13 protein-coding genes are annotated in these 5,928 nt (G+C 48.9%); 3 read left to right on the forward strand and 10 right to left on the reverse strand.

Features of this window, described 5'->3' with window-relative positions:
* Positions 1–297: 297 nt before the first annotated feature.
* The 3 genes from U9P07_00955 to U9P07_00965 are packed head-to-tail and all read right to left on the reverse strand — an operon-like array spanning position 298 to position 1,402.
* Entirely contained in the window at positions 298–576 is a 279-nt protein-coding gene (locus U9P07_00955) for a hypothetical protein (protein MEA2107975.1), read from the reverse strand.
* A gap of 56 nt (positions 577–632) precedes the next feature.
* Complete coding sequence (locus U9P07_00960) at positions 633–1,115, reverse strand: hypothetical protein (GenBank protein ID MEA2107976.1); 483 nt, start codon at positions 1,113–1,115, stop codon at positions 633–635.
* A complete protein-coding gene (locus tag U9P07_00965) occupies positions 1,112–1,402 on the reverse strand; it encodes a nucleotidyltransferase domain-containing protein (protein MEA2107977.1) in 291 nt (96 codons plus the stop codon). Before U9P07_00965 ends, U9P07_00960 begins: the two co-directional genes overlap by 4 nt.
* Positions 1,403–1,636: 234 nt before the next feature.
* Between U9P07_00965 and U9P07_00970 the strand changes: the two genes are divergently transcribed.
* A complete protein-coding gene (locus U9P07_00970) occupies positions 1,637–1,774 on the forward strand; it encodes a hypothetical protein (protein MEA2107978.1) in 138 nt (45 codons plus the stop codon).
* Here the strand turns inward: U9P07_00970 and U9P07_00975 are convergent.
* The 4 genes from U9P07_00975 to U9P07_00990 form a co-directional block, all read right to left on the reverse strand.
* Entirely contained in the window at positions 1,771–1,926 is a 156-nt protein-coding gene (locus tag U9P07_00975) for a hypothetical protein (protein MEA2107979.1), read from the reverse strand. The two genes, U9P07_00970 and U9P07_00975, sit on opposite strands and share 4 nt — an antisense overlap.
* A 128-nt stretch (positions 1,927–2,054) precedes the next feature.
* Entirely contained in the window at positions 2,055–2,939 is an 885-nt protein-coding gene (locus tag U9P07_00980; GenBank protein ID MEA2107980.1) for a CAP domain-containing protein, read from the reverse strand.
* Between the two features lie 34 nt (positions 2,940–2,973).
* Positions 2,974–3,168: a hypothetical protein gene (locus tag U9P07_00985; GenBank protein ID MEA2107981.1), complete on the reverse strand. Its 195-nt coding sequence runs from the start codon at positions 3,166–3,168 to the stop codon at positions 2,974–2,976.
* Entirely contained in the window at positions 3,156–3,533 is a 378-nt protein-coding gene (locus tag U9P07_00990; protein MEA2107982.1) for a hypothetical protein, read from the reverse strand. The genes U9P07_00985 and U9P07_00990 overlap by 13 nt, the downstream gene beginning before the upstream one ends.
* Here U9P07_00990 and U9P07_00995 point away from each other — a divergent pair.
* The gene (locus U9P07_00995; protein ID MEA2107983.1) at positions 3,510–3,749 is read left to right on the forward strand and encodes a tetratricopeptide repeat protein; all 240 of its coding nucleotides are present in this window, start codon (positions 3,510–3,512) and stop codon (positions 3,747–3,749) included. The genes U9P07_00990 and U9P07_00995 overlap by 24 nt on opposite strands.
* Positions 3,750–3,851: 102 nt before the next feature.
* On the opposite strand, the gene U9P07_01000 is transcribed toward U9P07_00995, so the two are convergent.
* The 3 genes from U9P07_01000 to U9P07_01010 all read right to left on the reverse strand — a co-directional run bounded on the left by U9P07_01000 (position 3,852) and on the right by U9P07_01010 (position 4,865).
* On the reverse strand, positions 3,852–4,118 hold the full coding sequence (locus tag U9P07_01000; protein MEA2107984.1) for a hypothetical protein: 267 nt from the start codon (positions 4,116–4,118) through the stop codon (positions 3,852–3,854).
* Positions 4,119–4,276: 158 nt separating this feature from the next.
* A complete protein-coding gene (locus U9P07_01005; GenBank protein ID MEA2107985.1) occupies positions 4,277–4,558 on the reverse strand; it encodes a hypothetical protein in 282 nt (93 codons plus the stop codon).
* Positions 4,559–4,571: 13 nt separating this feature from the next.
* Entirely contained in the window at positions 4,572–4,865 is a 294-nt protein-coding gene (locus U9P07_01010; protein MEA2107986.1) for a hypothetical protein, read from the reverse strand.
* Positions 4,866–5,671: 806 nt separating this feature from the next.
* On the opposite strand from U9P07_01010, the gene U9P07_01015 reads away from it, so the two are divergent.
* On the forward strand, positions 5,672–5,908 hold the full coding sequence (locus U9P07_01015; GenBank protein MEA2107987.1) for a type II toxin-antitoxin system prevent-host-death family antitoxin: 237 nt from the start codon (positions 5,672–5,674) through the stop codon (positions 5,906–5,908).
* Positions 5,909–5,928: the final 20 nt, after the last annotated feature.

A 5,928-nucleotide genomic window follows, 5' to 3' on the forward strand; every position in this document is an offset into this window, starting at 1 on the left:
CAGAGAAATTTGTTATGGAACAAGGGACCATTATAGAGCGAGATTCAATTACTCTAACAATTTTTTTATTATACTCCAAAATAAACTAAAAATGCCATCATTTTTATCCTGATCAGACAAGAAAAGCTAAACAAGGGGGGTCAGGTATTGAATTATCACAAATTCAGGACGCAGGGAAAAAAAAGATATTTCACCACGAAGCACACGAAGGAACACGAAGAAAAGCAAAAGCGGGGTGGTGGGAAATGTACAAGGTTGGCTGAATTCAACCAGGGCAACTTAAAAGGGGTGAGCATTTTAATCTTTCTGCAACTCCTGCACCCGGTAGACACCGTGGTGAATCTCGGTATCGGCGCGATGGGTCTTGAGGTCGACGCCCACGGCATCAATGCGGGCGGTGTTATGGTCGATCTTCTCGATCAAAATATCAATCTTATCAGTATTCAGATCAATCTTGGCGCTTAACCGTTCTTCCATCCGGCCCATTTCATTACGCAAAACCTGTTGTCCTTCGAGGACCAATTTTATGTCATCCCTCATATCTTCCAGAAGAATTTCTAAATGTTTCTTTTTCATTCCGCTAATTTCTACTGCTATATAATTCTCTTCCATACAAAACCTGGATGGAAAATTCAACACCCCTTGAACCCGAGAACCCAATTGGACATCCGGCGATAAATGTCTTCAAGTACCGGGACCTGTTCCAGTAATTGACTGAGATTTGCTTTTACCCGTTCCGGTTGATCGGGATATTCATGCGCCGTCTGGTTACGCAACTCCCACAGCAGCTGCCATTGTTCTACGGAAGGCATCATTCCCGGCTTTTCGGCCCGGTTCAATTTATCCAGGAAAGGTTCATTGTCCTCCCACTCTTGAACCAGTTGCAGCATCGCCGGCAGTAATCGGGTGCCGACAGCATCCTGTAATTTGGCAAAACGAAACGGCAGCTGATCCAGAGTTCGCACTTGATCATCGCTTAACTCAGCGATAGAACCACTTTGCAGAGGCTCAAAGGTAATCGCTTCCTGCCAGGCGGAATGCAACCGGTATCGATGCTGCTCACACTCCCGCAAAGCCGGGGTCAATTTGTAATCAACGATCTCCTGAGACTTCATAAACATACCCCCGTACTTTCCGCCACAAGATGGATCGGAGCATAAGATTGACCCGGGGCCGGGGCAAAAACCAGATCAATACGCTGTTCACCGAGTTCCAGTTTCGCCCTGGATAAAAAACGTAACCTGGCATCCAGCTGTTGTTTTGCCGGTCGATCAAAACCAGTCACATATAAATCTATATCACCACCACGCCGCTGTTCGTCAACCCGGGAGCCGAACAGAAGCAAGTGTGCTTCCAGACCAAAAACCTCACGACTTAACCGTTTAAAAACGTCTATTTGCATCGGCGTTAATCTCATGGGCAAGCAACTCACCTCGTTTAGAAAAGTCGGAAGTGAAAAATAAATTACTACTCGATGAATTTTAACTTGTCAAAGAAAAAAGGGGGCACAAAGAAAAGGAGAGAAGTTGGAAGAAGGACGGTCTGACAGGAGACAGGAGGCAGAAGGCAGGAGACAGAAGACAGAAGACAGGAAAAGAAAAGTAAAAAAAGAGTTAAGAATAAAAGATATTTCACCATGAAAGCAGAAAGGAACAAGCAGTGGGAAGTGGGAAGGATAAAGCAGGGAGGCGAAGGGGACGAGACCGCGACCAGCACCGTTGGCGTTGGATTGAAAACTGCAACCCTTCGTGTTCTGGTGAAAAAGAACGGTTAATCTCCCCGATCCCGTAGTTCTTGCAACCGCCGACGACGTTCTTCCTCATCCCAGCCAAGATGCTTTTCGATAAAGCGATCCAGAGAGAGATTCATTTTTTCCAACATCCTGATGGCAAGTTCCATCTCATCTTTTTTCATCTCGGTTGACACAATACCAACTCATTCCTTTAACATATAGGGGGTCAGGTCTTGCATTGTGCAGATGACGCTAAATGGTGAGGGATCAGGTCGCGGGATACATATCTGCAAAATGCAAGACCTGACCCCATGTTGTACACTCATCGCAGGCGCAGATCAAGCAGACAATTTTCCTCCACGCCCAGGGCATTCCGCCGGTAGACTACCGTCGCCCCGCCCTGCTCATCAGCCAGGCGAATGATATAATCGCCATCCACCAGGGGCAGCTGATAAACCCCGGCAATCCCGGACTTGCCGTCATAGACCCCCGGATAGCCGTCAACCCGGCAGCTGAACGATACCCCGCTCCGGCTTTCGCCGGCCGACAAACGGCCGTTGCCGTCGATATCTTCATATACCGTCCCCATAATGAAAAACCTGGGAACCAGCGGGGCGGCAAAATCGGCCACCGCCACGTAGACATTGGTGGGAATGCCCTCGCCGAGGCTCAAGACCGCGCCGACAAAACCAACCTCGCTCATTTCCCGGCTGAAGAGATAACGCTTCGCCGTGCGCCCGGGATCCAGCTCGTCGCGAACCCAGCTGGCGAACACCAGCCTGGCCGCTTCCTCCGGTTCAATGAAAGCGGAGAAAGCCATGGCTCCCAGGGGCTCACCCACAGCCGCGCCCCGGTAGCCGGCCGCCGCCACCCGGTCCTCCGGCAGGCTGCCGTCCGGGCCGGTGGAACTGTAATACAGCTTTTCAACCATATCCAGGCTGTGACCGGTCGCCGCCATGGCCAGGTGATTGTCCCAGGCCAGAGGCGGCAGACCGCCGTCCAAAAGCGCCGCGTCAGCGCCCAGGGCCCGGCGGGCAGCTTCTTCATCAATCCCCAGGGACTGGATGGTTGCCAGCGGGCGCGCCCGGGCCTCGTTGATCAACTGCCAGAGGTAGATCGAGGTATCCGCGTACTCACGGCCGCCGGCGAAAACCGGGGGAACGATGAAGAGCAGCATAAATAGAATAATCAGGGTCAGCTTTTTCATATTTTTTAAACAACCAGGGACAGTCCCGGGTTTCTCACCGGAAAACCGGGGAGTGTCCCTGGTTTTTTCCGGAAGCCGGAGTTCTACGGTCGCCGCCAGTACCAGTGGCAGCCGGCGGCTCTTCGGCAGCGGCCTTCAGAACCTCGTTGGAATAACCGCTGCGGTGGCCCTGCTGATCGTAGGCGACCACGGCGAAATACCAGCGCAGACACCCGCTCAGCCCCGGCACGGTGTATTTCTGTTTGCCCGCCGACCGACGTCAATAGGGGCGTGGTAGGTGCCGCTCTCGGGGCCGTAGTAGAGCAGGTAACCGCTGACACCGGGACTTTCACTGGGATCCCAGGCCAGGGAGACGGAAGCGCAGGCAATCTTGTGATCCGCTTTCAGCACGGTTTCCGGCGAACGTCCACCGACAGCACCGGCGGCGGCGTTAAACCGGACGGCAAAATACCAGCTCTGCCCGTCCCGAAGATCGGCCAGTGAGTAGCTCAAAACCTCGCCCACGTCCAGGGCCTGGCCGTAGACACCGCTGGCCGGACCATAAAGCAATTGGTAGCCGGCGGCATCCTTTTGATAGAGAAAAAAGATTTCCAAAAGGCTCAAGCAGTCTGTCAGCAATTACTGGACGACTATCCGGATCAGATAGACGTGATTTCTCGGTTTGCCCAAGTGTACGAAGCTATGGGAGAAAAAGCAAAAGCGGCTGAATATTATAGAAAATCTGCTGAATTTGCCGCTACGAATGAAGGCTTTTATCAAGAAGCTGTGGATATGTATCTTGAGGATGCCGAACGGATGGAGGCGGGATAGCTACATATTTTCTGTTTTACGATTTAAATTAACTTTTTCGGTTGCCCACCGCTGGCATAATGCGGAATAAAAGTGGCGGTATTTTGTAGAATAAATAGTTATTCAACAATATGATTCGAAAAGGACATCCCACGAAACCCGGACACAGCCGCTGTTAAAGGCGCGGTCATAAAAATCAAAATGCGCCCCATAGGCGGCATAATCATCCGTATCCTGAACGCGCATAAAGTTGCCGGTCGTCAACGCGGGACCGGTTACAGTACCGCTGTTTTCGACAATGAAACCATCCGCTTTCCCGAGATAGCAGGGACGATCGGTATGATTGTCCGCCGTGGGAACAACCTGACCCGGAACAAATTCAGGATTCAACTTCCAACCACAAGTATCGACATACTAGATATAAACCTAATACCTTTTATGAGAATTTAAAGTAAGAAAGTTCTGGAATTCCAACTTAACAAGGGAATCTTTACAGGATGTTCACTTTTTTACTTATTCCCGCACCCGCCAAAAAGTGAATCCCACTTTCAGGTATTGCCGTCAAAGGCGTTGTCGCATGCTTCCTGATTGATAAACTGACCACAATCGATTTCGCAAGCCGCCGGCGCGGGAAATACCGACCAGACGCAGTTATCTACCGCCTCGCAGTCCGGTTGGCTCAACCCGGCGCAGGAAGGAACCACGGGACAGTCAATAGACGTTACCGTGTAAGCGTTAAACATGATAGTCCCGGCAGCATTGACATAACCGTAGTAAACGATGAAACTAAGTCCTTGATAGTCAGTGAAGTCAAGCGGACGGGAAATCAAGTCGACTAATTGCTCACTTTTCCAGGGTGACGGTCCTTCCGGGAATATTGATGCCGAAATTGACTGACGACGGCATGTAGATATAGAGCAAAAGTTGTCCTGAGTTGCCGATGTCGGCGGCGGGCACCTGGATCGTCGGGGTAATCATTACGCCGGGGGCGGCCCCGGCTTCAACCTGGACAGCAGCCGGATCGGGCTGGGGACAAGGGGGTGGGATACCGGAAAGAGGTTCATCACTAAGGGTTACAACTTTTCCTGAAATTGAGGTATCCGGGAGTTTCAATAAGCTGGTTAAAAACAAATTCATAGCGTGAACTTGAGGTGAAAGGCTGCCAGATAACATCACTGTTTGCAACTTCAAAAGTAGCGGACACCCCTTCGGGGTTGACAATAGTAATACTTTCACCAAATTCCTGTTGATAATTAGTAAAGGCACCGTAATTAATCGAAACAAACAGGATAAATCTGGGATTGCCAATAAGTCCGATGGATTTACTGAGTTTAATTTCAGCAATGAAGGTGTAGACTTTGCCAACTATAATGTCGTCAGGATCTGATTGCCACATAGCATTGAAGTCGGCGCAGTTATTCCAAGCAGTCAGCTTTCAGTAAAATATTAAAAAAATAACTGGTTAAGCTGAGAGCTGAAGGCTGAAAGCTAGCAACCCATCCGGTAAACAAGAGTTTCCGGATGGAAACAAGTTAGTTCTGATAAAAAACCTGACCAGAATGATCCTCAAAGCTTATTGGCAATAAACCGTAACCACCGGGCGATTGAAAACAGTTGTCACTATGTAATCGATTGGAACTTTGACGAAGATCGTAGTCGCTTCAGCGCCGGATACAGTCCTGAAAACATATTACCGCATTAAAAAACCAGATTTTCTCTTGAAATCATTAGTATTTCCGGCCTAAAAATGCCGAAAATGGGTAAATCAGCTAAAATCTTGTTAAACATGGGTTAATAATAAATTCCGCAAACTTATTTCTGAGAGAAAACTTATAATCTTATGAACGTCCCCTTCATTCACAATTTTCTTGACATTTTTACAAAGAGTTTATATTTTAAAATTATAATTTTGTTAAAGGGGATAGTTGATAAAGGAGTTTGCCATGCAGGCAACCAGCAAAGACCTGAGATTTCATACAAAAGAGATCATTGATGCCGCAATAAGGGGTGAAGAAGTCGTGATTACTTACCATGGGAAACCTTGCGTTAAAATTATTTCGCTTACTCCAGCAAAGCAAAAAAAGAAGGATAATGAATTTTGTGGAATGTGGAAAGATCGGGCGGACATGAATGATGTCCAGGCTTATGTCCGCGACCGCAGACGGGGGAGGCAATTTTGATTGTTGATACGGATGTTTTG

It is taken from the genome of Pseudomonadota bacterium (assembly GCA_034660915.1).
Taxonomy (GTDB): domain Bacteria; phylum Desulfobacterota; class Anaeroferrophillalia; order Anaeroferrophillales; family Anaeroferrophillaceae; genus DQWO01.

Coding starts and splice junctions, on each gene's coding strand:
- U9P07_00960 (MEA2107976.1), bottom strand. CDS start 1,115: ATGAAGTCTCAGGAGATCGTTGATTACAAATTGACCCCGGCTTTGCGG.
- U9P07_01010 (MEA2107986.1), bottom strand. CDS start 4,865: ATGAATTTGTTTTTAACCAGCTTATTGAAACTCCCGGATACCTCAATT.
- U9P07_00965 (MEA2107977.1), bottom strand. CDS start 1,402: ATGCAAATAGACGTTTTTAAACGGTTAAGTCGTGAGGTTTTTGGTCTG.
- U9P07_00970 (MEA2107978.1), top strand. CDS start 1,637: ATGAAAGCAGAAAGGAACAAGCAGTGGGAAGTGGGAAGGATAAAGCAG.
- U9P07_01015 (MEA2107987.1), top strand. CDS start 5,672: ATGCAGGCAACCAGCAAAGACCTGAGATTTCATACAAAAGAGATCATT.
- U9P07_00980 (MEA2107980.1), bottom strand. CDS start 2,939: ATGAAAAAGCTGACCCTGATTATTCTATTTATGCTGCTCTTCATCGTT.
- U9P07_00955 (MEA2107975.1), bottom strand. CDS start 576: ATGAAAAAGAAACATTTAGAAATTCTTCTGGAAGATATGAGGGATGAC.